Annotated in this window: 19 protein-coding genes; 11 read left to right on the top strand and 8 right to left on the bottom strand. The window is 57.9% G+C overall.

What is annotated here, in order from left to right; translation table 11 throughout:
• Positions 1-122: 122 nt before the first annotated feature.
• From MTX21_RS37240 to MTX21_RS37250, 3 genes are all read right to left on the bottom strand, one after another.
• Complete coding sequence (locus MTX21_RS37240; protein ID WP_280969412.1) at positions 123-326, bottom strand: hypothetical protein; 204 nt, start codon at positions 324-326, stop codon at positions 123-125.
• A gap of 306 nt (positions 327-632) precedes the next feature.
• Entirely contained in the window at positions 633-1,616 is a 984-nt protein-coding gene (locus MTX21_RS37245) for an NAD(P)-dependent oxidoreductase (RefSeq protein ID WP_280971347.1), read from the bottom strand.
• Positions 1,617-2,019: 403 nt separating this feature from the next.
• The gene (locus MTX21_RS37250; protein WP_280969414.1) at positions 2,020-2,298 is read right to left on the bottom strand and encodes a hypothetical protein; all 279 of its coding nucleotides are present in this window, start codon (positions 2,296-2,298) and stop codon (positions 2,020-2,022) included.
• 470 nt (positions 2,299-2,768) lie between these two features.
• On the opposite strand from MTX21_RS37250, the gene MTX21_RS37255 reads away from it, so the two are divergent.
• The gene (locus MTX21_RS37255; RefSeq protein ID WP_280969415.1) at positions 2,769-3,869 is read left to right on the top strand and encodes a glycosyltransferase family 2 protein; all 1,101 of its coding nucleotides are present in this window, start codon (positions 2,769-2,771) and stop codon (positions 3,867-3,869) included.
• Here the strand turns inward: MTX21_RS37255 and MTX21_RS37260 are convergent.
• Positions 3,859-5,175, bottom strand: coding sequence for a hypothetical protein (locus tag MTX21_RS37260; protein ID WP_280969416.1), 1,317 nt, complete (start codon positions 5,173-5,175; stop codon positions 3,859-3,861). The genes MTX21_RS37255 and MTX21_RS37260 overlap by 11 nt on opposite strands.
• A 132-nt stretch (positions 5,176-5,307) precedes the next feature.
• On the opposite strand from MTX21_RS37260, the gene MTX21_RS37265 reads away from it, so the two are divergent.
• The 6 genes from MTX21_RS37265 (at position 5,308) to MTX21_RS37290 (ending at position 12,808) form a co-directional block, all read left to right on the top strand.
• On the top strand, positions 5,308-6,435 hold the full coding sequence (locus tag MTX21_RS37265) for an acyltransferase (RefSeq protein WP_280969417.1): 1,128 nt from the start codon (positions 5,308-5,310) through the stop codon (positions 6,433-6,435).
• A 215-nt stretch (positions 6,436-6,650) separates the two neighbouring features.
• Positions 6,651-7,997: a glycoside hydrolase family 16 protein gene (locus tag MTX21_RS37270; RefSeq protein ID WP_280969418.1), complete on the top strand. Its 1,347-nt coding sequence runs from the start codon at positions 6,651-6,653 to the stop codon at positions 7,995-7,997.
• Positions 7,998-8,124: 127 nt separating this feature from the next.
• Positions 8,125-9,225 carry a glycosyltransferase family 61 protein gene (locus tag MTX21_RS37275; RefSeq protein ID WP_280969419.1) on the top strand — a complete coding sequence of 367 codons (1,101 nt, stop codon included), beginning with the start codon at positions 8,125-8,127 and terminating at the stop codon, positions 9,223-9,225.
• Positions 9,226-9,238: 13 nt separating this feature from the next.
• A complete protein-coding gene (locus MTX21_RS37280) occupies positions 9,239-10,783 on the top strand; it encodes a lipopolysaccharide biosynthesis protein (RefSeq protein WP_280970911.1) in 1,545 nt (514 codons plus the stop codon).
• Between the two features lie 5 nt (positions 10,784-10,788).
• Positions 10,789-11,871 carry a GDP-mannose 4,6-dehydratase gene (gene gmd, locus MTX21_RS37285; protein WP_280969420.1) on the top strand — a complete coding sequence of 361 codons (1,083 nt, stop codon included), beginning with the start codon at positions 10,789-10,791 and terminating at the stop codon, positions 11,869-11,871.
• Complete coding sequence (locus tag MTX21_RS37290; protein WP_280969421.1) at positions 11,852-12,808, top strand: GDP-L-fucose synthase; 957 nt, start codon at positions 11,852-11,854, stop codon at positions 12,806-12,808. Before gmd ends, MTX21_RS37290 begins: the two co-directional genes overlap by 20 nt.
• 92 nt (positions 12,809-12,900) lie before the next feature.
• Here MTX21_RS37290 and MTX21_RS37295 read toward each other — a convergent pair whose 3' ends face one another.
• Entirely contained in the window at positions 12,901-13,701 is an 801-nt protein-coding gene (locus MTX21_RS37295; protein WP_280969422.1) for an FkbM family methyltransferase, read from the bottom strand.
• Between the two features lie 419 nt (positions 13,702-14,120).
• On the opposite strand from MTX21_RS37295, the gene MTX21_RS37300 reads away from it, so the two are divergent.
• Positions 14,121-15,251 carry a polysaccharide pyruvyl transferase family protein gene (locus MTX21_RS37300; RefSeq protein ID WP_280969423.1) on the top strand — a complete coding sequence of 377 codons (1,131 nt, stop codon included), beginning with the start codon at positions 14,121-14,123 and terminating at the stop codon, positions 15,249-15,251.
• Between the two features lie 10 nt (positions 15,252-15,261).
• Here MTX21_RS37300 and MTX21_RS37305 read toward each other — a convergent pair whose 3' ends face one another.
• A complete protein-coding gene (locus tag MTX21_RS37305) occupies positions 15,262-16,929 on the bottom strand; it encodes a putative Ig domain-containing protein (protein ID WP_280969424.1) in 1,668 nt (555 codons plus the stop codon).
• A 317-nt stretch (positions 16,930-17,246) separates the two neighbouring features.
• On the opposite strand from MTX21_RS37305, the gene MTX21_RS37310 reads away from it, so the two are divergent.
• Entirely contained in the window at positions 17,247-18,065 is an 819-nt protein-coding gene (locus MTX21_RS37310; RefSeq protein WP_280969425.1) for a glycosyltransferase family 25 protein, read from the top strand.
• Positions 18,066-18,123: 58 nt separating this feature from the next.
• Here MTX21_RS37310 and MTX21_RS37315 read toward each other — a convergent pair whose 3' ends face one another.
• Entirely contained in the window at positions 18,124-19,173 is a 1,050-nt protein-coding gene (locus MTX21_RS37315; RefSeq protein ID WP_280969426.1) for a glycosyltransferase, read from the bottom strand.
• A gap of 107 nt (positions 19,174-19,280) precedes the next feature.
• Here MTX21_RS37315 and MTX21_RS37320 point away from each other — a divergent pair, with 107 nt between their 5' ends.
• Positions 19,281-20,480, top strand: coding sequence for a glycosyltransferase (locus tag MTX21_RS37320; RefSeq protein WP_280969427.1), 1,200 nt, complete (start codon positions 19,281-19,283; stop codon positions 20,478-20,480).
• On the opposite strand, the gene MTX21_RS37325 is transcribed toward MTX21_RS37320, so the two are convergent.
• Positions 20,469-21,467: a glycosyltransferase family 2 protein gene (locus MTX21_RS37325; protein WP_280969428.1), complete on the bottom strand. Its 999-nt coding sequence runs from the start codon at positions 21,465-21,467 to the stop codon at positions 20,469-20,471. The genes MTX21_RS37320 and MTX21_RS37325 overlap by 12 nt on opposite strands.
• A 212-nt stretch (positions 21,468-21,679) precedes the next feature.
• Between MTX21_RS37325 and MTX21_RS37330 the strand changes: the two genes are divergently transcribed.
• Positions 21,680-22,114 (top strand): hypothetical protein, encoded by a 435-nt coding sequence (locus MTX21_RS37330; RefSeq protein WP_280969429.1) that lies wholly within the window; start codon positions 21,680-21,682, stop codon positions 22,112-22,114.
• Positions 22,115-22,398: the final 284 nt, after the last annotated feature.

Raw genomic sequence — 22,398 nt, forward strand, 5'->3', positions numbered from 1 at the left:
CGCTGAATGCGTGAACGTGGAAGTGTCGGGTCGGACCGGCCCGACGTCAGCAAGAGTTCGACATAGTGGATACGCTGGTCGAGGTGGCAGCGTTCGAGAGTTGACCGGCCCCACCGACACCATCACGGGAACAGATAGTCGGACTGTTTGACAAGTTGTTGGCCAGGGAAATTTCGGCAAGGCCGCGTGCCGTTGCCGGCGACCAGACACACGCGACCGGCAGCATCGACATTGCCATTCGCTCCGGTTCCGCCCGCCGCAAAATCATCATAGTGCGCATCTCCGCCGCCCAGCACCGCGACCTTCAGTATGAAGACAAGTTGCACCCGCCTTGGAAGATCATTCGCCGATCTGTGGATGAGACTTGAGCAAATCCCATGCCGGACCAGTTGGAACAGCGCGAGCGAACCCGCAAATACTGCGATGCAATATGGACCTGAGTGTGACCAACGGTGAGCACGTGGACCAGAAACCCGATTGGCGACGACCCGTTCCAATCTCGGTCGGTGCGAGGGCTTGCGAAGGAAGAGTGCCGATTTTCGAGGCAGCCGTCACGCGTGCGCCAGCTTCGAGATTCCGCCGGCGCAAACGTTGCTCGTCCGGATGTCGAACAAGTCAGCGGGTCAAGACCCTCAATCAAAGTCTTTGATCGAGGATTCCCGTCGCCATTCGGCAAGCGAGCTCGCCAGGTCGTAATCGAACTTGAATCCACTTGCGACCAGGCGCTTGGGCAGAATGTTCGTGGAAAACCACAACTTCCGGATTCTGTCGCGATTGATGCCGGTCTTGAGTCCGACAGCGTGCAGCATCTCGAATGGCAGCACGGCTAGATTCATCAGCCATATCGGAATGGTTAGCGCTGGTTTGGGGTATTTGGCAGTTTGTGAGAAGGCTGAGCAAATCTCGTTGATCGTGTAGCGGTGCTCGTAGCAGAAATTGTAGATAGACACGCCGTCGTTGCGGGACGCCATGAAGAACATCGACGAGACCAGATCCTTCACGTAGCCGCACGATTTGATCGTGTCGGTTCGGCCGGGATAGATGAAGGCCCGCCTTCCGAGAAGCCTCGACAATCGCGTGAAATTGCCCCGCTCGAAGTGGCCGTAAATGACGGCGGGGCGCACGATGGTGAGCCGCCGGTCCGGATTCTCCGACTGCCACAGACGATGAATTGCTTCGGCCGAGAGTTTGGAGCGACCATAGGCGCTGACCGGCGCCGGCGTCGCATCCTCGTCAAGCGGGGCTTCGGTCGGGCCGTAGATCGATATCGAGCTGGTGAAGATGATATTGCGGCTGCCCGTCTCCCTCGCAAATCGGCAGACGTTCACCGCGCCCAGCACGTTTGTATAATAATAGTCACCCTCCGGATGACCTGGAGTGACGTGAATCGCAGCCAGGTTGAAGATGTCGGAAGGCGTTCCGCCTCCGAGCTTGGGATCGATCGGCTCACGGACATCATGATGGATGTATTCGACGCCATCGACGTGCGCCCTCGGCTTGCCGATATCGATCGAGACGATCCGGCTGTAGCTCTTGGAAGCGACCAACTGCGTCATCAGATGTGTACCGATGAAGCCTGCGCCTCCGAATACGATAGCCTGGCTAGGATTGGACATGTGCTCGAGGGTCAAACGTGAGGTGCCAAATCAGGTGCGATGAGTTGCGGTCAGGACTCGCGGTCGACCGGGCGCACCCGCTCGATGAACTGCATCACCTGCGGCTGCAAGACCTGTGCCTGCAAGGAGCAAGATCGCTTCGCGTGAGTGCGCCTGCTGGGTGCCGAATGGCTCCCGCTGCTGCACATCCATGAAGCGGTTAATCGCGGCAGCAGTTGGTTGGCTATCGATAGATCATGCGGCGATAACAAGATCGTTACCCGCAGCGCGTGTGATGTCCTCGATATTGTTGGCTCCATCTGGGTCATCGACAAGTGGATCTGTGGTGCTGCGGACATATCGCATGTTGCTCGTAAGAGTTGTGAAGGGCGATTTGGCTGCGACTGCTCGTCTGCATCGTTGCTCAATACAGCTCGCGATACTCAAATTGAAAGTTCGTTGACCCAGCCGCGATGCCCAGCACCCTCTGCAGCTTTTGGTAGCCTGCGAGCGCAACGTTAATGCAATCTGTGCTGCCGGCGTAGCAAACCTGAACCCGGATCGATTGACCGCAAATATTTTGAACCACCACAATTTGGTCGATGATCTTGGGGTTGACAGTTTGCGGGTGCGTTAGCGGGTGAACCGATATGCAAAGCTTTCCGTCCAGCGTCTTGTGATTTGGAGCGTAAGTGCCTTCCATGGGGCGAATCGAACTCGAAGGCCGGGTGGAAATGCCGGAGCCTCCATACATAGGTGGAGACGTGCGGCCGTAGCCCGAAATTTGAGCATCCGCCGTCGTTGCGAGCAGCGATGAAGCGACCGCTACGCATATAGCCGCGCAACTACATGAACTCGTCGGTCGGTCGTCACGCATCTTCACTGCTCGCTCTGCATAAATGCTCAGTCAGGACGAACCAAATCCGACATTTGATGATTGAGGCCGGCTCTTGACGGAAAGCCGCACGTCTCGGCGGGAGGATAGTGCTGCAGCTACGGCAACAGAATGACGAACAATTGGTTCCATCGATTGCAAGCGACCCGATACTGCCTCTTCCTAGCGGTCGAAAACCCGTGCTAGAGACTGAACCATTCACAATAGAGTGTCTCGTCATCGGACATCTGTCGGCTGTCATACGATGAGTATCCTCAACGCGAGTATCCTCGACGTCCATGCTGAAAGAGATACCCGGCCAGGCTGTATTGCGGGGCGCCGAATCGGCGCAGGTTCCCAGCCTTTCGGTCATCATTCCGAACCACAACTACGCCGCTTACGTGGGATCGGCGATCAGAAGCGCACTGGACATACGGTGGCGCGAGGTGGAAGTTATCGTCGTCGATGATGGGTCGACGGACAATTCGCTCGAGATCATCAACGAATTTGCGGACGAGGTGACGATCATCAGTCAGGCCAACGCAGGGCAGATGCCATCCTGCGTGAACGGCTTTCGCAAGTCCTCCGGCGACGTAGTCATATTTCTTGACTCGGATGATGTCCTGCATTCCGACGTGATGACGGAGATTGCATCCGTTTGGTCGAACGCTGCGAGCAAATATCAGTTTCAGATGCGCGTTATCGACGCAAAAGGGCTGCCGACCGGAAATGTCCTGCCGCAGTACTTCTCCTGTCCGGCCTCAGATGACATCCGCAGATGGATGACAACGACCGGTGCCTATCCGACGCCGCCGGGATCGGGCAATGCCTACCCGAGATGGTTTGTCGACCGTGTTTTCGGCTTTAAGTCCGACTTTGTCGACCGGGCGCCGGACAGTTATCTCCTGGCGGCAGCTCCTGCGTGTGGTGATATCGTGACTATCACCAAGCCCTTGGCAGACTATCGCGTGCACGGCCTCAATCACGGGGCCTTCCTTCAACTTGACGATACCCGCTTCGCGAGAGAGATCGATCTCACGCAGCGGCGCTATAAATTCTTTGCCGAGATCGCGAGCGCCGAAAATCTGCCGGTGACGCCCGATGCGCTCAATAGAAATGTCATATTTCTTTGTTTGCGGACAGCGTCGTTCAAGCTGCGGCCGGATCTTCATCCAATTGCCGAGGACGGCTCATTGCGCATTGCTGTCGATGCGCTCCGGGCCGTTGCGTCTCCGCAAGGCTTCTCGACATCTCAGCGCATATCGTTGCTGGGCTGGATTCTGTGCGTGCTGATCAGTCCGCGGTACTTTCGACGTGCTCTGGTGAGTTTGCGGTATGTGCCTGCCCAGCGCCCGAAATGGTTGCGCGCTTTGCTCGGTCTATTCCGCGTCATTCGATAATCGGGGCAGGGCTGGACTGCATCCGTTGGACGGGAACTGGACGGCGGATCGACCTCAGGCGGGCGCCTGGCGGCTGCGACCATACGCACAGCATTGCCATCATCATCAGAAAGGGCGCCATGGCGAGATTGCCGCCGCCGAGCTGGTAGCAGGCCAGCATCGTCAATGCGAGCATCGAGTTGTCTTTCCTGAATATCGAGAGAAGGAGATAGAACAGGAAAATCATGAACCCGATAATTCCGTAATCCGCGACGAGCTTGAGCGCGGGATTTCCGCTGCCGCCAAAGTAGGCAGGCGACCGCTCCAATCCACCCGGCCCGGAGCCAATAAGCACTCTGTCGGTCTGAAAGAGATAGTCCCAGGTCTGTAGTTGCGCGACGTAGCGCGCATAACCGCTTGACTTGGTTGAACTGAATTCATCGAGCCTATTGACGATGGGATCGAAAGGTTCCGGCGCAACGAGGTAGGCAGTCCCGATCGTCAAGGCGACGATCGACCCGATGGCGATAACCCGCAGTGATTTGAGCGGAGCAATCAAGGGATAGGCACCGAGGGAAACGGCCAGCACCAGGAGGCCCGAGCCGGACCGGGTCAGTACGTAGGAGATGGCGTACAATGGAAGGCTGGCAAATCGCCGCAACAGGAACACATCGACGACAACGCCTATCGCGATCAATTGGGATAGCCCTCCCGGCTCCATCGGGAAAAATCCGTTCGCGCGCCGATTCAGGGATCCATAAAATTCAACCGCATTTTGATTGTAAGCGGACTCGACGAGGACAGAATCCAGCGCCGGGATCGCATCCTTGAATGAGAAGATGCGTATCCCGCCGAATTGAAGAACGATCTGGACGATCGCCAGAACGGCGCACAGGCGAACATAGAAGAGGAAGATGGGAAGCACCGCCTCGTTCGAGAATCTCGTCGAGGGTCCGAACAGGAAGATCGAATTCGTGACAAGAACCATCGCAAGCGACGCCGGGCTGGTCTCGATACCGCGATCGGGAGATTCGGCTGCGGCGATCGCGCTGAAGAGAAACCAGATAACGACAAGTCCGAACGCGAGAGTCTGCGGCCCGCGAAGGCGCACCAGACCAACCCACCATCCCCACGCGACGAGCGCAAAGAATCCGAACAGTGAAAAGAAGACTTGTCCGGTTCCGATGAGGAGTCCGAAGCGCTGCATGCAGATGCAAAGAATGAAGGCGATATGCGCAAAAATGACGCTGTTGGTCTCGTCGCTTGACGTTGCTGCAGCGCGCTTGTTAGACGAGGTTCTAGCTGGGAACGTATCGAGGCTCACCATGTTCGGACTCGTCGATTCCTGTTTCTTGGCGCCTCAGTTGGTAGGGTGCGCTTGGGCGCAGGACGCGATCGACCGTGGTCTCGCTCGTGAGGCTGTCAATCCTCTATACTAGAGCCTGTAGCGACTTCCCACATGGAACACGACACGAGCGCCAGATTTAACCCCTACGTTCATGGTGCCAGGGGTTTGTTTTGCCTCATGGTATTCGTCTATCACGTCGTTCATTCCGGACTCCCTACGTTCGATTTGTTTGCCAGGGGGCCGTTGGGAGAAGCGTTGCAGACCGGAAAATTCGGTGTCGAGTTTTTCTTCGGCATCAGCGGGATCGTGATCCTGCCAAGCCTGTATCGGGCGCCCTCGGTCGTCGCCTTTATTCTTGATCGCTATGCGAGAATTCTTCCGGTCCTCTGGGTGACGGTGATCGCGATTGCGCTTTTCGGCTGGTTGTCAGGAAAGGGTCCAAGTCTGCTGCTGGTTGGCGCAAATCTTTTGGCGCCGCCTCCATTTATCGACATCATCCAGATCAATCCTGCCGCGTGGTCGCTCGGATACGAATTCCTGTTCTATGGCGTATGTACCGTCGTCTTCTTCATCAGTGGCTTCAGTCGGCCGCTGGCGCTGGCATTGGCCGCTGCTTCACTGATCTTTCTCCTGTACTACCCCCGCGCACTGCTGATGATCGGCGGCGTGCTCATTGCGGAGAAATATCTGTCATCGACATTGTTGCAATCCTTGGCGAAGTACCCGGCGATCTTCTTCGTGCTGTTCCTGACGGATTGGAGGGGCCTCGAGCTTGCCGGCGCCACGGACTATGTGGGCTTTGTCACCCCTGCGTATCTGTCATTCAGTGACTGGATCGTTGCCTTTCCATTTGTCGTACTTGGTGGCGTCTTCGGGACGATTTTCCTGCTGGGTGTGTCGCGCGGAAACGGTCTGCTCGGAAGGATGCTCGGTTGGCCGGTCATGCAGTGGCTGGGTACGATCAGCTTCAGTTTTTATCTCTGGCCGCCGCTCGTCATGGCCGGGGTCAAGCTGATCATGTATCGAACGGGCATGGTCGATGCATTGGGGCCCGGATCGCAACTGTTTTTCCTCCTGGTCTCGCTTCCGCCGTCGCTGATCATTGCAACGATCAGCCATCGCCTCCTTGAAGTGAAGGTGACGGGACAGATTCGAAAACGGATCGACAGGATCTCGGAAGCGAAGCCGGCAGTCCGGCCGATCATCAAGGACTCGACAGCGCTCGAGGAGGGAACCTGATCGGCGAACGGTCAAATGTTCTTGATCGTTCGACAAGTCAGCGCCCCAAAACGATCGCAAGTTGAATATCTAACTCGGGAAAAAGCCGCAGGGGCAGTGCACTTGATCGTGCCGGCTCACGCTTGGCAGCGTCACCGCTGCCATCGTCATTGCGCATTAGACCGGCACAGCGTTTCCCAGCCGGGGCAAACAGCCGAACCGAAAGGATCTCGTTGATGATCGCAATCGCGCGCAGACAAGTCCTTCGTGCCGCTTCGATAGTTCTTGCACTCGGATCGGCAACGCCGGCTTGGTGTGCGGGCTGGGAGCTTGTGTTTTCGGATGAGTTCAACGGCGACAAGCTTGATCGAACCAAGTGGGCCACCCGGTACATCTACAACAACGAAACGATGGACCGCTTCAACGACGAAAAGCAGCGCTACCGCGACAACCACGTGGTGTCTGGTGGTGTGCTGAACCTGACTGCAAAAAAGAATGAGGGCGCGGACACGTTCGATTCCGCGATGATCCGAAGCCACCAGACATTCTATTACGGCTATTATGAAGCTCGGGTCTTTCTTCCGAATGCGCGGGGATCGTGGCCGGCATTCTGGCTCGAAGCCGATTACGACATCGATGGAAAATTCTGGCACCCGCCGGAGATCGACATTTTCGAGTACGTCCTGAACGGCGTGGAAGACAAGCCGAACATGCTGCACTCGAATGCCATGAGCAAGGACAAGTGGACGCCGCAATCCTACGCATATCTGGACAGCTCGTTCGTGCTCAGGTTCCAGGACATGGTCAGCAAGGAGGACCTGAACAAGGATTGGCATATTGCGGGCTTCGTTTGGGCGCCTGACCGCATTTCGTTCTTCTGGGACGGCCGCCTCATCTACACGCGTATGTACCAGTGGCTCAGGAAGGACGGTCAACTGGGGCCGCCGGCGCACATCGATCTCAATTACGCTGTCGGTGGAGCCGCCTGGGCGGGCCGGCACGGGATCGATGACGCGGCTTTCCCGCAGACGTTCAAGATCGACTACATTCGTGTCTGCCAGTTCACGTCCTCCGAGCGCGGAGGCCGGAAATGCGGTCCCAGCGAGGTGACGCCGGATCCGAAAGATTTTGGATATACGGCAGCGCTCAACGATATGCCGAAGCCGACGTTCCTCAACGTCACAAAGGTCGTAGCGGACAAGAAGCCGAATGCAGGCGTATTGTCGCTGAACACAACCGATCCGCTCAAGATCGAAGTTCCGATCAAAATCCCGGAGAATTATCCGACAGATCGAACGCTTCACGTGTACGTCTTCGATGAAACGACCGGCGCGATGGTCGCATCGGCGGAGAAGCCGCTGCAACAAGTCTCTCGCAAGGAGGGCGAAGATGGTGCCAGTGTGATCGAGTTTGCGCTGCCGGCCGTACCGCGCGAAGGAAACTACCTGCTGGGCAGCAAGCTGACGGCGAATGTCGCGGGCGAAGTCGGCCCCCAACAAGTTCCCGTCGCCTGCGACACCACGGTGACCCAACCCAAAAAAGCCCGATCCTGCCGTCTATTGTCGCTGCACGTGCGTCGCTGATCGAGTAGCGCTGGCTCTGATCGGCACGCTGTCCGAAGCCAGGTCTGAATTTTGCATTGGCTGCGGCAGGTGAGCCCGTGATGCGGGCTTGCCTGCAACAGTTGATGTCTTGCAATGGTGGTCGTCCATGAACTCCAAGGTTCGCGCGGTCAAGCAAATCCTCCGTGGTGCATTGCGCGGCAGCCCGAGCCGGCTTTGTGATCATCGCACGTGGCGAAGTGAACAGCCGCAGAGTTGGCGGACGGCCGTCGAGGAAGAGGTGCTGGCGCGGAAGGCCCCGATCCAATTCGGTAGCCGCGATGCGGGGTTCCGTGAAAGCGTAGACAACAGAATGCCTGAGCTGGGTGTGCTCAGCCTGAACAATGCGCGCATCCTCGGTCCCGATGGCTGGCTCGTAACGGAGGATGGATCGCTGCTCTTCGAGAGCACCTGGTACGGATCGTCCTTCTCTCGCCATCCGCGCTCAATTGCCTACGGGACGCCGCTGCCGCTGAGCGGCACATGTCTCTCGCTGGCGAGTGATTTCGCGGGAGGAAATTATGGGCACTTCCTGCTCGATTGTCTGGGGCGCCTCGCGCTTTTCCAGAACAGCGGCCTGTCGTTCGATGATGTCGATCATGTCTATTTGCCCAAGCCGACATCCGGAACAGCAGTCAAACTCGTTCACCGGCTCGGAATTCCAATGCACAAATGTGTGTGGGCGGGCCAAGGCGATGTTCAGGCCGACCTCGTGATCGGCACTTCGTTTCCGGGCTTGCGACGAAACTATGCGCCCTGGCTCATCGAGTTCTTCCGCTCGAAGCTGGCTAAGTCGCCGCTTCGTCACGACAGGCGCGTATACGTTCCGCGCAAGGGGCAAAGGAAGGTCGCCAACGAAGAAGAACTGATGCCTGCACTGAAAAAGTTCGGCTTCCAGATTTACGACTTTAATGATGTCGAGGATGAAGCAGCGTTTTTCTCGGAATGCTCGATTGTCGTTGGCCCACATGGTGCAGGCCTGACCAATCTCGTTTTTTGCTCGCCGGGAACGAGAGTGCTGGAACTGATACCGTCAGATCACGTTCATCCCTACTACTACACGATCGCAACATCCGCGGGCGCAGAATATTCCTACATCGTTGGACATAGCAAGGGAGCGCGCCCGCAAGGAGCGTTCGGGCCCAGTCCATTCGATTTCGAGGTGGCGCCTGACGTCTTCGAGCGCGCGCTGGAGACCATCTGCCAATGAGCGAGCATTGAAAATGGTCGCACTTGGTGCGCATGCAGGGCTGCCTTTATCGAAAAATTCAATTGCCATCGGAGCCGCCTGGATCGGTGTGAGCCGGCTGGTGGTCGCCAGTCTCGGCTTCCTGAACACGCTCATATTGGCGAGGATGCTCACGCCGGAAGATTTCGGCCTGGTCGCCGTCGCGACCGCCATCATCGCCATTCTGACCTCGATGACCGAACTGTCCCTGACATCGGCGCTCATTCATCATGAGGATCCAACCGAAGACCAATTCCATGCGGCGTGGACGTTGAGCCTTGCTCGCGCTTGCTTGCTCGCACTTTTGCTGTCGGTGCTCGCCTATCCGGTGTCACTGTCCTACGGCGATAGCCGTTTAATTCCGATCCTGTTGGTCCTGAGCTGCTCGATTGTGATATCCGGCCTTCGAAATCCAATGCTCGCAATGATGCAGCGTCGACTCGTCTTCTGGCAGGAATTCGTAACGAGTAGCAGCCGGGCGCTCGCAACCATCCTGGTCTCATCCGGGATCGCCATTTGCTTCAGGAGCTTCTGGGCGCTGATCGCCGGGGCCGTTGTTGCCAACCTCGTCGACGTCGTCGCCTCCTACCTGATCCAGCCGTTCCGACCGAGATTCCGGATAAAGGGCAGCCGCTCCCTATGGTCGTTCTCCGTGTGGTTATCGCTCGGACAGGCCGTCAGCACGCTGAACTGGCGTTTCGACCAGATCATCATCGGATATTTTCTCGGGAAATCCATCCTGGGTGGATATGTGCTGGGCAGCGACCTGGCCGCCACGCCGACAAGAGAAGCCACAAACCCGCTCGCCGGAACGCTATTTCCCGCGTTCGTGAAGCTGAGGCACGACAAAGCCGCCCTTCAGCGAGCCTATCTGTCAGCGCAATCAATGCTATGCGTGATCGCCTTTCCGGCGGGGTTCGGCTTCGCGTTGATTGCCGATCAATTCGTGCCGCTCGCGCTGGGTGAGGCTTGGGCGGGCGCGACAATCGTGATCCAGCTCCTCGGTGGTGCAATTGCGTTGCATACGCTCAGCGCGACCGTCCAGCCGCTTGGTCTCGCCCTTGGACAGACGCGTAGGCTATTTCATCGCGACGTCGCGATCCTGATCGTGAGGTTGCCTGTCATCGTTGCTGGCTTGTGGGTAGGAGGGTTACTTGGCCTGCTTGTCGCCCGCGTGGCGGTTACGCTCGGCGGTATCGTCTACAACATGGTTCTAGTTCGCGAGCTGATCGAGACTTCTGTCTCGCGGCAATTTCTGGTGAATCTCAGGACTGCTTTATCCACCTGCACGATGATCATCGTCGGGTATCTGACGAATTGGGCTTTCGTCACATCTTTTGGCCATGACTCTCACGTCTATGTTCGGTTGATCGCGGTTGTTCTCCTGAGTGCTCTTGCCTATGTCGGGTCACTGTTTGGATTCTGGCGTGCGGCAGGCTCGCCGACCGGGCCCGAGCTTGAGATCCTGCGAGTCATCAGCGTAATCGCCAACAGGTTTGGGAAGCTGGGAAATGTCAACGATAACCGCGCAGTCGGGTGAGTAAGATGAATGAAAGGTCGAAGCGGCGCGTCGCGCTGATTACGGGCGTCACCGGTCAGGACGGTGCCTATCTCGCCGAGCATCTGCTCGGCCTGGGCTACACCGTCCACGGCATCAAGCGGCGGTCGTCCTCGTTTAACACCGCTCGTGTCGATCATCTCTATCAGGATCCACATGCCGGCAACGTGCCGTTCCTGATGCACTACGGCGACATGACGGATTCAACCAACCTCATCCGCCTGATGCAGCAGATCCGGCCGACCGAGGTCTACAATCTGGCCGCACAGAGCCATGTCGCGGTCAGTTTCGAGAGCCCGGAATACACCGCGAACGCCGATGCGATCGGAACGCTGCGGCTGTTGGAAGCAATCCGCATTCTCGGCATGGAGAAGGAGACGCGGTTCTATCAGGCGTCCACGTCCGAGCTCTATGGCCTCGTGCAGGAAGTGCCGCAGAAGGAAACGACGCCATTCTATCCGCGCTCGCCCTATGGTGTCGCAAAACTGTACGGTTACTGGATTACGGTGAATTACCGTGAGGCGTACGGCATGTATGCCTGCAACGGCATCCTGTTCAACCACGAGAGCCCCATCCGAGGCGAAACCTTCGTCACCCGCAAGATCACGCGTGGCGTCGCCCGCATCGAGACGGGCCTCGAAGAATCGCTCTATCTCGGCAATCTTGAGGCCAAGCGCGACTGGGGTCATGCCAGGGATTATGTCGAAGGAATGCACCTGATCCTGCAGGCCGATCGGCCCGACGATTTCGTTCTGGCAACCGGAGAGACCCGCTCGGTGCGCGAGTTCGTGGAGCTCGCCTTTGCCGAAGTGGGACGCAGCGTCGAATGGCGTGGCAGGGGCGTCGAGGAAATCGGCGTCGACAAGAAGTCAGGCAGGATCGTCGTTCGGATCGACCCGACCTATTTCCGCCCCACTGAGGTCGATCTCCTGATTGGCGATCCCAGCAAGGCGCGCGAAAAGCTCGGCTGGAAATCCAAGACTCCGTTCGCACAACTGGTGAAGGAAATGGTGGCGGGCGATCTCCTCGAGGCCAGGCGTGAGGTTACCAATGGCAAGCACTCGGTTTGAGCTGACCGGCAAGACCGTCTTCGTCGCCGGCCATCGCGGCATGGTTGGCTCCGCGCTGGTGCGCCGGCTCGCGGCGGAAAACGTCGAGCTTCTGACGGTGTCCCGGAACGAAGTCGACCTGCGCAACCAGGCCGCGGTCGACAAGTGGTTCACTGCAAAGCGCCCGCAGGCAGTGTTCCTTGCCGCCGGCAAGGTCGGCGGCATTGTTGCCAACGACACGCTGCGCGCCGAGTTTCTCTACGACAATCTGGCGATCGCCGCCAACGTCATTCACGCCGCGCACATCAATCGGTGCGAGAAGCTGATGTTCTTCGGCTCCTCGTGCATCTATCCCAAGCTTGCAGACCAGCCGCTGCGCGAGGAGTCGATGCTCACCGGCCCGCTGGAGCCGACCAACGAGCCCTACGCGATTGCCAAGATTGCCGGCATCAAGATGGTCGAGGCCTATCGCAGCCAGTACGGCTCAAATTTCATCAGCGTGATGCCGACCAACCTTTACGGTCGCGGCGACAATTATCATCCCGAATATAGCCACGTCGTTGCAGCGTTGATGCGCCGCTTCCACGAAGCGAAGGTGTCGGGGGCAAAGAACGTCGTGGTGTGGGGCACCGGCGCCGCGCGGCGCGAATTCCTATTTGTTGACGACCTGGCGGAAGCCTGCATCCATCTGATGAAGACCTATTCGAGCGGCGAGCTTGTCAATATCGGCACCGGCGCGGACATCACGATCGCCGAGTTCGCCCGCGTCATCGCGGCAACCGTCGGCTATTCCGGCGAGATCAGCTTTGACACCTCGCGCCCCGACGGCACTCCGCGCAAATTGCTCGACGTCAGCCGGTTGGCGAAACTGGGCTGGCGCGCCAAGACCTCGCTCGAGGATGGGCTCAAGCTGGCCTATCAGGCATATCTCAGCGAAAACCGCCAAGCTGCGGAGTAGCGAGCGACCACGTCAGTGCGAGCCCAGGTGCGCGCAAGCACGCGGCCGATATCCGCGACCGACGCGAATTCATCGGGCGGCCACGGGGCTGATCACTCCGGAGCGAACCAGCAGTTCGGGAGCACGACGTCACCCCTGTTTGTGACATTTCGCCTGTCGAGGTCGTGAGGAAATCGTCTCGCAGGGGTCCGACGAGAAGCACGATCCTTGCGCAAGAACGAGAATTCCATGATCGGCGGGACTTTGAAGTCTCTATATTCGATGGGCTCGAAATAGTTGTTCGGATGGATGTGCACGACGTCGAAGTGCTTGGTAATCTTCTTGAAAACTGCTCCGATGAGCTTGAGACCGATGGGATTGAGAATTCTGTCCAAGGAATGGAACTCGATAATCATCATCCTGAAGCGCTTCAGGTACTCCCCGCTCGTTTCAATCAGCACCTCGTACTCGCCGCCTTCAATGTCCATCTGGAGGATGAGGTCGCCGGTCTGAGGACCCTTCCTCGACATCCAGTTCTCCAAAGTCATGAACTTGGCGTTGTTTTCGTTCCCGAGGAATTTCTTTTCGAAATCCAGCAGCTCATTCTGGATCGCGGGTGCATCCACCGAGAAGTCAGCCAGGAAACACGGTATGCCGCGTTCGGCGAGGCCGAGTTCGAAATCGGAGACGTTGTAGACGCCCGGCGAAAAGCAACCGACGCATCCATCCAGGTCGTCCGGAACCAGATAGCCGCCATCAGCCGATCCGCCCAGTCGAATCAGTTTCTTGTCCGTCACCACAGGGAAGAGATTCTGGAAAAACTCTCCGAGTTCCTCCTCCTTTGAGGTGCCGGATATCAGAAAGTTGTTCTCGAGCAGGCGTGCCTTCACGTAGTCCTTCAACAAACCAATCATCCGGTTGACTCCGAGCTCGCTCACGTATCCGGGCGCGGCTTTGCTGCAAGAAGCGGCATTCCCGATAGGTTCGTTGCGATGAACACAATTGCCTGCCTTAAGACTTCAATAGATTTGATTTTTGTCATGAATATGTGCGGTGTTGTCGGTAAGGGCGTCGTTGCCGACGCTTGCCTTTGGCTGCTAAGCCGATCTATTCCGTGCGCTGGAATCTGGTCGGCTTCCGCGCCGACGAGCGATACAAAGGGGAACACGAGAGCGTGATTGAGGCAGCCCGGCTGAGCGCGAAAGATCGGATCTGGTGCCTGACGCGGGGAGCCCGATAGTGCAAACTGTCCGGCGTTCCTGGCGACACGCAGATGCGTCGTTCACTCGGCCGTAGCGAGCGCCTCCCGCAACGGCAGAAGTGGATTTGTCGAATGCAAGTTTTTGGCGCTGCATCAGAGACGGTTCGATGCTGTGATGTGACCGACGGCACCGAAGAGTTCAGAACGATGGCCGAAAATCTCATGAAGGACTCGCGTACTCTCATCGCAGAACTGCGGAGTGAGATCGACAGGGTCATTGGGCCGCATCTGGAAGCCGTCGAGAACTTTGCGCTGGTTGACTTCCCCAACCATCCGAATGTGGGAGACAGCGCGATCTGGCTGGGTGAAGAGACCTATCTGGAGAAGAAACTGGGCAGGGCGCCGTCCTACGTTTGCACCTACGACACCTGGTCGAAGGAGGATTTCGAAAAAGCCGTTCCTGTCGGCCCCATTCTCATCCATGGCGGCGGCAATTTCGGCGACCTGTGGCCAAGCCATCAGGAGTTTCGGCTCAAGCTTCTGTCGGAGTTTCCGGATCGCCAGATCATCCAGTTGCCGCAGACCATACACTTCTCCTCGACGGCAAGCCTCAAGCAGGCGGCGGACATCATCAATTCTCACAAAAGATTCCTGATTCTGGTCCGAGACGTGCAAAGTTTGAAAATCGCGAGAAAGGAATTCTCGGCGCGCGTCGAACTCTGTCCGGACATGGCATTCTGCCTGGGAGCGCAGAACTCGCGAGCGGAGATAACGAGAAAATTGTTGCTGCTGCTTCGAACTGATCACGAGAAGGTAGAGCGGACGAGGTCTCGTCCGCTTCCGAACTTTGCCGTCGTCGAGGACTGGCTGACGGAACAGCGAGGCTTGGGGAAGTGGTTGTTTCTCAAGGCGCTGCTTGAGACGTCCCTTCTCGTGTTCAAAGGGAGGATGCCGTCCGAGCTCGACGCGCGCATTCGGTGGTTTCACCTTTTGGCGTCGAACCGTGTTGCCCGTGGAATGAAGCAGGTTGGATCGTCCGCCTATGTGATCACGGACCGGCTTCATACGCACATTTTTTGCGTTTTGTTGAATGTGCCGCACTCGGTCCTTGACAACAACTATGGAAAAATCAGCACATTTGTTGATGCGTGGAGCAAACCCTTCGACAAGTTGGCCCGGCCACTGAGCGCGAGCGTGGACGAGGCCGTCGCAACTTTCCTTGATATCTGCAAAGTCGGTCCGACGCTGACCGATCCAGCGTAACGATCGAGCATCACCGTCCGGCCCGGCGGCCCGCCGGATCGGGCGCGCCGACCGTCAATGTGGTCGCCCTCGTTGCGGTCTGGCCCGCGTTATTTGTGCAGGAGATTGTCAGGTTGCTGACCCCTGTTGCTGCCGGTGTGCCCGTGATGAGTCCGGCGGAAGGGTCAAGGGAAAGGCCCTGTGGCAGTCCTTTGACGGACAGGGTTTTCGGCGTCATGACGCCGACGTCGCACTCCTCATAGATATCGTGGCGGTAGCTCTCGCCCGCGGCAGCCGAAAGTGGGCCGGTTGTCATGCGTGGGCCGCGATTGATGGAAAATCGCAGAGGCTCCATCGTCGAGCCGTCGGGCTTGTAGCCATAGACGACGACATGAGACCGCCCGGCATTGCCGGTGCCGGTGGTGAAGTCCGCCCTGATCGTGCGCGATGTCGCATCGTACGAAATTCCGGGCGGGAATTGCGTGAACGTCGTCTGGTCCGCCATGCCCGGCTCGGCGCTGTCGTAGGGTACCACCTGGACGAATTCGGTGACGCTCGCGTCACCCCAGAGGGCTTTGGCGCTCGGCAAGACAACTTTGCCGCCGCCGGCATAGTCGACGTTGAGGTCGGCGACCGAAACCAGCGGTTTCCAGTGCGTGACGCCCGCCGTTCGCCAGCCGCGAATCCAGTCGATATCGAAATAGGCGCCTGTCGCTGAGCCCGCCCACGCCGCGGCGTTATACGCCTCGTTCGCGAACACATTATTGAAAATGTGTGACGTCAGCAGCACAAACGAGGGCATGCTCTTGGTATTGGAGTCCACACCAAACTGGGATCGAAGGGCACCGTCGACGTAAAGCTGGGTATTCTCGCCGTTTCGAAAAACAAAGCTGAAGACGTGGAACGTGTCGTCCATGTAGTCGAATGGTCCGGCGCTGTTGTCGGTCGAGATGGTCCCCGACGTGTGAACGATGTTGCTGAAGTGCATTCCTTGAGAGTTGCACTCCAGGTCCCATTCATTACCGGTCGGATTGAGCACGGGTGCGACGGAATAGGTCCAGAATGCCGGATGAAAGCCGGCCGGATTTGCAAGCTTGCTGCTGAACCGGGCGCGCATCTCGACGATGACGGCGTTTGTGGTCGGGTAGTATGCGAATGCCCCAGCCGTATGGATCATCGCCGAGAGCTGCGGGCGGATGCCGCCGTTGATGGACCGGTCGGTCGGCGTCAGGAATGCCTGCTCGCGCGCCGTTGCCTTGCGCGCTCCGAGCCGCAGCACCGAGTTGGAAACCGACATGTTGTCGAATGCAACAGCGATGCCACGATTGCCGTCTTTATAGCCCGTCGTCAGCGGGTCGGCATCAAAGGCTGTCCCTAGTGACGTGGTATTGCCGCGGATGCCTGGATGATAGGCGCCAGTCGGGAAGAACTTGCCGCGAGGATTTGCCGGACCAACGATATCGAGCGCGTCAAAGTCATCGCCCCAGGACAGCGTATAGCCCGCATAGAACCCACTACCGTTCTGGCCGACGACGGCGCCACCGACGATTTGGTTGTTTCGCTTGAAGGGCGAGATCGATTCCAGGCGCTGTCTTAGATCATCGTTGTTCAGGCCAAGATAAAGTGCTGAGCCGGCCAAGACCAACGATGCGCCGAACAGTGCTGCAATGGTGCCATTGGTTCGACGCTTTGATGGCATCCACACCTCTCTTGGGCTTGAGATTCTTCGGCTTGAGACTCTTGGGCTTGAGAGTCTTGGGCTTGAGATCGTCGCAACCTTGGGCCTGAGCGCCGTTGCGCATCTTCGCTCGCATCTGAGGAACTTTTGGTGCGCTCCAAGGCGGCCGAATTGAAGCCGCTTCAGCAAAGCAGCAAGTTTACGCAATAGGAATATGAAACATGGTCAGCAGAATGGCAGCCCCCATACGCGCGTCCAATCCTTGTCAGCAGCAACAAGTTCGCGCTAATCGTTTCGAGATCATGTGCGTTCCAAGTCGACAGCGTCGGACTGATTAAATGGGCAGCAAACTCAGCATTGTGGCGATTAGTTTGGCCGGTTCCCATCGCCGCGAGCGCACAAGTGCGAACCTGGACTCGCTTGATATCCCCTGGACCTTCTTTGATGCCTTGCGTGTGCCGGCCGAGGGGCTCCCGCAATATGATGAAGCGCTGACCGTGCGCTTTTGGGGCAGGGGCCTTTCAAGGGCTGAGATCGGCTGCGCAGCGAGCCACATGAGCGTCATGGCGCAATTGGCGGCATCGGACGCCGACGATTCCTGGACTCTTGTGGTGGAAGACGACGTCGTTCTCGATGCCGGATTCAGCTTTCGCTCGCTTCCGGATATCTGCAAGGCTGCCGAGATCGGTTATCTCCGGCTATACGGACGACACATGGCGCCATGCAAGCATGTGGCCTGGCTGGACCAGCGGGAATTGGTGCGGTTCGAGCGTGCGCCGATGGGAACGCAGGCTTATCTGATATCAAGCCGCGCCGCGCGTCGCTTCATCGACAGCGTGACGACGATCAATCGACCTATCGACTGGGAGATGGACCGCTTCTGGGCAAATGGCCTCTACAACTATGCGTTGTTCCCATTCCCGTGCCTCGAGCTGACAATGCCGTCGTTGATTGCGAAGGCGGCAGACTCTGCCCGTGCACCTACCGCGATCGACCGGGCGGCATGGTTTGCGCGGAAATCAAAGGAATATGTTCTGCGCTTGTCAGAAAATATTCGTCTTCGCCAGTCCGACAGGCGCATTCGAGCCCGCCTTGCCGGCGTAACCAGTCTTCACGGGCCGATGCCTGAGACAATTCGCACGATCGAAAGTGTGTGATTGACGCCTAGAGGGCGTGCGACGAGGATCTCACAAGGCGAGCTACCTTACGCTGCACTCAGGCGTGCCTGCGTCGGATGACGCTGCCGAACCTCAGGAGCGGCCTCAGGAGTTCAGCTCTGTTGAACCGGAGCATGATCAGCCGGTATGAAAGCCAGGAAGGGCTCAAGAATAGCGCAGTAAACCAGACGATATGAGACGCGGCGGCGCGCCATTGGGTCGTCTTGGTCAGGGCAAGCCATATCCCACGGCACAGCAGCGAACTGGACGTGTCCGCGTCCTGGCCGACGTAGCTCAGTCCCAATTTACGTGACGCGAGGCGATAGTTGATAAAGACGATCTCGTTATCGATTGGCCTCGCAGCTTGCACGTGCACCGACTTCCTGTCGCAATGCGCCTTCAGGATGTCGAACTCTTTGACGCGAAACCCGATCTGTCTGGGGAAATCGGGAAAGCGTTGCGCACGGCCCTTCGCGTCATTCCGACTGATATTTCTGCCATGAAGCCGATATTGCCCCAAGATTGCCTGCACGGTGACAACATCCCCATAGAGGGGCGCGATCGTGTTGAGGGCACCATCGTATCCGACCGGCGGATTGAGTGGGATGACCTGGCGAAGAAACGCTCGGGAATATGCGTTTCCCGACATGACTGGCCAGATATACGTTCCCGACCGGACAAACTCTGCGCGGACGTCATCTGACGTATAGGATTTGGGAAACGCACAAAACGAGCGCCCAACTGGCGTGCCAGCGCCATCGATGATTTCCAGATTGAATTGAACTTTCGAGACACCCTCGTTCCAGCGCGCGACGACGTTTTCTATCGCCGTCGGCATCAGGATATCGTCCGCATCGAGGAACAGCAGCACATCGCCTTTCGCTTCGCGATAGCCAACCTCGAACGCGGCGATGTTGCCTTGATTTGCCTGAAATATCGCTCGAATTCTGTCACCGTAGGCGGCGATGATCTGGCGGGAACCATCGATCGAACCGTCGTCGACGACAACGATCTCATCCGCCGGACGCGTCTGATTCAATGCGCTGTCGATTGCCAACCCGACGTAGCGTTCGTAATTGTAGACCGTTATGACGATGCTGATCTTCAACTCGTGTCACTCACGAAATTCGCAGCTTTGACGAGAGGCTATCAATCCATGCCTTGATGAGCCAGAGGTAATTGCGTGTCCCAAAGCATGGTTGGTGAGACAATCTCATGAAAATCGCTCTAATCGATCCATCACTGTTTACCTGGCCGTATGATCTCAAGTTGGCCAAAGGATTGACCGATATTGGGCATGCGACCAGCATTGTCGGGCGCCAGCTTGGGCAGAAGCCTTCCATCGACGAAGAGCGGTTTCTTGACCGGCATTTTTATCCAGGATTGCAGTCGCGTTTTTTCAAGAAACTTCCGCGCAATGTGCAACTGGGACTGAAGGGCCTCAGTCACGCTGAATCAATGGCTCGGCTGATCAGGCGATTCAGGAGAACGCCGCCTGATGTGATCCATTTCCAGTGGGCGCCGCTGGCGATCGTCGATAGCCAGTTCATTCCCCAATTCAGAAGGGTCGCGCCAACGGTGCTGACCGTTCATGACTCGAATCCATTCAATAACAATCCGAGCTCGCGAATACAGCGAATTGGCGCACTCGGGATTTTGCAACGCTTCGACCATCTCATCGTTCATACGATCGTTGCACGCGATCGCCTGCTGCGCGTTGGTATCCCGGACGAGAAGATATCCGTTATCGCGCACGGATTGCTGACGGATCATATCGACCGGCCGACCGACGAGCCTTCGGCCCGGGACGGGCGCGTTCAGATACTCCTGTTCGGCAAGATAAAGCCCTACAAGGGCGTCGACGTCATGTTTCGCGCGCTTGCGTTGCTTCCTCGAGAGGTGAGGGCGCATTGCCTGGTCAAGATCGTGGGCTGGCCGGAAATGCCGATGGAGCCGCTGTTCGCGATGGTGAAGGATCTGCAGCTCGAAGAGCAAGTCGAATTCGACCTGCGTTTCGTTCCGGAGGATGAAGTGGCCTCGCTGGTCGCGCGCGCCGACGTCCTCGCGTTTCCGTACCGGGATATTGACGCATCTGGTGTGTTGATGCTGGCGATCGCGGCGGGCCGTCCGATTGTCGCGTCGAACCTTGGGACCTTTTCGGAATGGCTCGGCGATCAGGCGGAAGGCACGCTCGTTCCTCCAGACGATCCCGTCGAATTGTCCCGGTCGCTCGAGCGCTTGATCAGCAACCAGGACTATCGAGGCGCCAAGAGTCGAAGAATGCTGGATTTGCGTGACTCCGTGCCGACATGGACGTCGATTGCACGCCTGACCGAGGCCGCCTATGCGAAGGCGGGCGGGCGCGTGCGTGCGCCGGCCAGCGCCGACCACGTTCTGCAGGGTTCACGAAACTGAAGGGGTCATCTGCCAGCTCGTCTGGCGGATCGACAGGATCCCCCAGAAAAAGCCCAGCGCCCACGCGAAATGCATCACGACAGCGGCCGGCAGCGCAAGCAGGCCGCCAATCGAGCGATGCTTTGCCGCAATCGTCATTGCTGTCAGCGACAGGATCGCCAGATAGGCCGCCGGCAATGCCAGCAGCACCGGCGCCACCGGAGACAGCAGGATGGCGCAAAACGTGAGCGCAACATGAGTGGGTACCAGGAACTGACGCAGTCGCAACGATCCGGGATGCCGCCTCACGGTTCTCGATCGACCGCGACCATAATTGAAGTATTGCTTTGCCAGGCTCAGAAAGCCCGACCGCGGTCGATATGAAAGGCGGATGTCCGAATCCAGAAATATCCGGCCGCCGATTGCGCGTAGCCTGCAGTCAAACTCTGCATCTTCATTATGTGTGAAGGTTTCGTCGTAACCCCCCGCTCTGCGGAACGCGTCGATGGTCATCGCCGCATGATGCCCGTGGTCGACAAAGCCGCTCTGCTTTCCGCCGCGATGTGCCGATCCGCCCGAGCCGACCTTTGTGTCCGAGACCCAGGCGATGGCCTTCTGCAGGTAGCCGTCGCCACGTGAGTCCATGGGAACGACGACCGAGTCGGCTTTGCGCTCCTCCAGGGTCTTGAGGAGGCTCGAAACATAATCCGCCGGATATCCGCAATGGGCGTCACACCGCACCAGCACCTGCGCGTCGGCACCATAGACTCGTACGGCCAGATTGACGCCGGCACTCTGCAGCCGCTGGGGATTGTGCAACAGAAGGACGCCGTCGATCTCTTTGGCGAGCGCGCGGACAATGTCGGGCGTCCCGTCGGTGCTGCCGCCATCCGCAACCACTATCGTGCGGTCCTCGTGAAGACTGTCCCGGGCCAGGTTGCGGACAACGGTTTCGATGTGAGAAGCCTCGTTCAACACCGGTATGACGATCAGAACTTTTCTGGACACGGCTTACCTGTCACTCGCGGTCGTTTTGCTCAATCCGTTGGCAGGCGCGGGAATGGTCTTTCTGTGATGCACGCCAAAGGACAAGCCGACGGTCAGCCAAAAGAATGGCCAACTCGTGACCTGTCGTCATGGTCTCTTGATGCGCGAAAAATCAGCGAGCATCCTTCATCATCCCGCCTTAAAACGTGCGATCTAGTTTGCGTGGATGGTGTGTGACCGATCGCCTTAACATCGGAAGCGAACCCGAATGGGAGCGACATGTGAGAGCTGTTGTTATCGTCTTCGTCTCGTTGCTTGCGATATGTCATCCTGCGTCGGCTGATCCGATGTCGCTGGAGTTTTCTTGGCGCGGGGCGCACGGCTGCGTCACGCTATTTCCAAATCCCGAGATCCATCTGCGCAACGTTCCGGCGGGTTCCACGTCGCTGTCGCTCACGCTGACGCAAGGTGCTCGAGAAATGGGGGGCCAGGATGTTCCAGTTCCCGGCAACGGCATTTTGCCGTTTGGCGCGATCCGGACTTTCGGGCCTTGCAATCCGGGATTGTATGAATGGACTGTCCTTGCAAAGTCATCGACGGGAGAGGTCCTGTCGGAAGCGCATCAGGCGCGGTTCTATCCCACGGACGAATCCGCAACGGGACAATAATTTTCGCTGCCGCCCGCGCCAAGGAAGCGTCGCGCATCGAATATCGTTCGGCGCCGGGTTCCGTTTCCGGAACGAAGCTCCTGCATAGCCATTGAAGCGATGTGGTGGCCTGCGCGTTGCAGTGAATTTGCTTGCTGCCGAGCAGCCGCCGACATCACGTGAGCCGTAGGGTTACGGGGTCTCATCAGTTCTTTCTACATTCTTCAAATTGTTTTGCTATTCGTAAGGTCGCTTTGAACGTGTGTTGTCGTTGGCTAACGCGCGGCAGGCGTTCGGTGACGCGC

Origin of the sequence: Bradyrhizobium sp. ISRA430 (genome assembly GCF_029909975.1) — a bacterium.
Lineage (GTDB): Bacteria > Pseudomonadota > Alphaproteobacteria > Rhizobiales > Xanthobacteraceae > Bradyrhizobium.